Raw genomic sequence first — 2,448 nt, forward strand, 5'->3', positions numbered from 1 at the left:
TCAGATCGAGATATAGTTCTTGCAACAAATTCAACAACCGTATTAAGTGCCATTTGCTTAATATAGGATTTTGTACTTACATCTTGTAGCAACTCTAGATCATACATCCACGATAACTCTTTGTTTCTTTGAAAAAACTTATCGAACAATCCCATTCACTTAACCTCCCTTCAGTTAAAATCTCAAGCCACGTAACAGATTGATTTCTTCTTCTAGATTTGAATCTTTTAGGTCATCTGCACGATACAAAGCATGTACTAAGGCTTGGAAGCCGTCTGTCTTACGTCTAATCGGTTCTTTTTTCTCGTATTCTTTGTTGCCATCCTTACGTATTTTGACGGCCACATTTTGCGTATACCATCTCATCAATGGATTATCCCCAAAGATAATATGATGTTGTGCAAACATGTCTTCAACTCTTGGCGCTAGTAATGATTGGATGGCTCGAGTGTTTTTGATGACTTCATACTCAATTCCTGCATCTTCAAATAGAGGTCTAAGTAAATCCATTCTGAAGTTGTCGGCCACAACCTTTTGCAAACCGTAACTCTTTTGTGCTTCACTAAACCAGTCAATAATATGTTTAGGGTTGATAGTCGGCTCATCTACAATTGTAAGTAAGCCTTTCTTTTCCCATTCATGAATAGGTGGTTTTAATTTGTATTTATCTAAAAATTCTTTTCTAGCAAACGAATGAGTTTTCCAAATATAATCATCACCTGATCTAAATAGCAACCCAACTGCTGCAAAGTCTTTTAAGCTTGCGTAGTCAAGCCCACCAATGCATTCATTATTTTCAAGTGGCGGGATTGGTCGATTGGTTGCCATAATGTCGTCCCACGGTGCTACAACACTTTGAGAATCTGTTTCAGGCATATTCATTCGTTTAGTCATGAATTCAGGTCGATTAGATGGATTGAATTGAAGTCCTAAATATTGTTGATGTACTTCTTTGAATAATTGACTACCATATTCACTTCGTGGTTGTTCAAACATTGGATTAGCTTTTTCCCACATTTCAGGCTTATCAACTTCATCTTTATCATCAATTTTGCAAATGAACGGGAACAATCTATCTTCAGGACTTATTCCTTTTAACACATTGTCAGCACGTTCTTTCAACCTATCTAAAAACCCTTCTCTGACATAGCCATCAGTTCCGATATAAAATGTTCTAGGATGAGCAACCTTACCTAAACCGCTTCGTTTGATGTTGATGATTGAGTCTTTTTCGTAAGCATGCACTTCATCAAAAAAGATACAACCTTCACGAGCACCATCTTTTGTTTTTTCATTAGACGTATCAAATAAGAATTGCGATTTAGTCTCAATACCTTCAACTGCAACTTTACTTAAGTAAAATGGATTGTTAGGTCGTTCACTAGTAACATACAAATTGTTGCTTTCAACCATATCGTATATCTCTCTAAAGCTAACCAATGCTTGTTTCTCGCTATTAGCAACAACTGACATATTATATTTAGGTATGCCGTGTAAAGGTGTCATAAAGAACGCTGCTAAAGTACTAATGTAGCCATTCTTACCACCACCACGAGCCATTGATATAAAGAATTCTGAGAAATAAGGCGTTTTGCTTTCTTCTTCGTATAAAAAAACGAAGCATGAAATAAATTTTTGAAAATCTTGCAATGGGAAAAACCATTTTTCACTAAACTTGATGTAATCTTCTATGCGTTGATCATCAAAATATAAATCATCTCGTTGCAAAATGTTATCTTCTAAAAAAGATATAAGCTTAATTCGTTCTTTATTAAAAATAATCTGACCTGACTTAGCTTTTTCAATGTAATCTGTAACATAACTAGGTATCTTCATGTTAAATCAGGTCCTTTCGCTTGTTCTAATTTGCGACGCTCTTCAGCTTTTTTATCTAATTGGAATGATTTTTCTAAAGCTAACAATGAGCCACTCACTTTATTCTTTTCTGCAATAGCTGGATTAGCTTTCACAAATTCTTGACTTGCGTTTTTAACAATTGTTATCGGTCCTGACTGCTCAATGTATACATCCAAAGCATAGAATAGTCTTAATAAGTTGATATATCGCTCAACTTTTTCAACTTCAACATTATTTTCTTTATCAATTTGACTCGTTAAATAATCTTCTGTCTCATTAATTTTCTTGATTTGATTTTTAGTTAGCTTGTCTTTTAAATACTTGTCATTTTTCAAAGTCCCTCCCCCTTTCTGCAAAATTTATTTTTAATGATTTTCGGTTTGTCAAGTCCCCTAATGTATGTTTTCGAGAAGTAAATCTGCGAAGTTGAGCCAAGCGCCGGTTTCCGCGAAGCCTTTAGTGGCGCGATTCTTGAAGAAGGGGGGTATTTGACACTTTTTACACTTTTGTATTTTTGAATTAAATAACATTTTTATACAATTTTATTTTTTACCACTGTTCATCATTAAATTTGTTTTTTCGATTATTTTG

At 34.4% G+C, this 2,448-nt stretch carries 2 protein-coding genes; both read right to left on the reverse strand.

Translation table 11 applies throughout. The annotated features are described in order from the left end of the window. Nucleotides 1-174 precede the first annotated feature (174 nt). The gene (locus tag KA909_RS13395; protein WP_210130337.1) at nt 175-1,836 is read right to left on the reverse strand and encodes a terminase TerL endonuclease subunit; all 1,662 of its coding nucleotides are present in this window, start codon (nt 1,834-1,836) and stop codon (nt 175-177) included. Further along, entirely contained in the window at nt 1,833-2,192 is a 360-nt protein-coding gene (locus KA909_RS13400) for a hypothetical protein (RefSeq protein WP_210130338.1), read from the reverse strand. The genes KA909_RS13395 and KA909_RS13400 overlap by 4 nt, the downstream gene beginning before the upstream one ends. Nucleotides 2,193-2,448: the final 256 nt, after the last annotated feature.

This window comes from Staphylococcus sp. GDX8P54P, from assembly GCF_017893165.1.
Classification (GTDB): domain Bacteria; phylum Bacillota; class Bacilli; order Staphylococcales; family Staphylococcaceae; genus Staphylococcus; species Staphylococcus borealis.

Coding starts and splice junctions, on each gene's coding strand:
- KA909_RS13395 (WP_210130337.1), bottom strand. CDS start 1,836: ATGAAGATACCTAGTTATGTTACAGATTACATTGAAAAAGCTAAGTCA.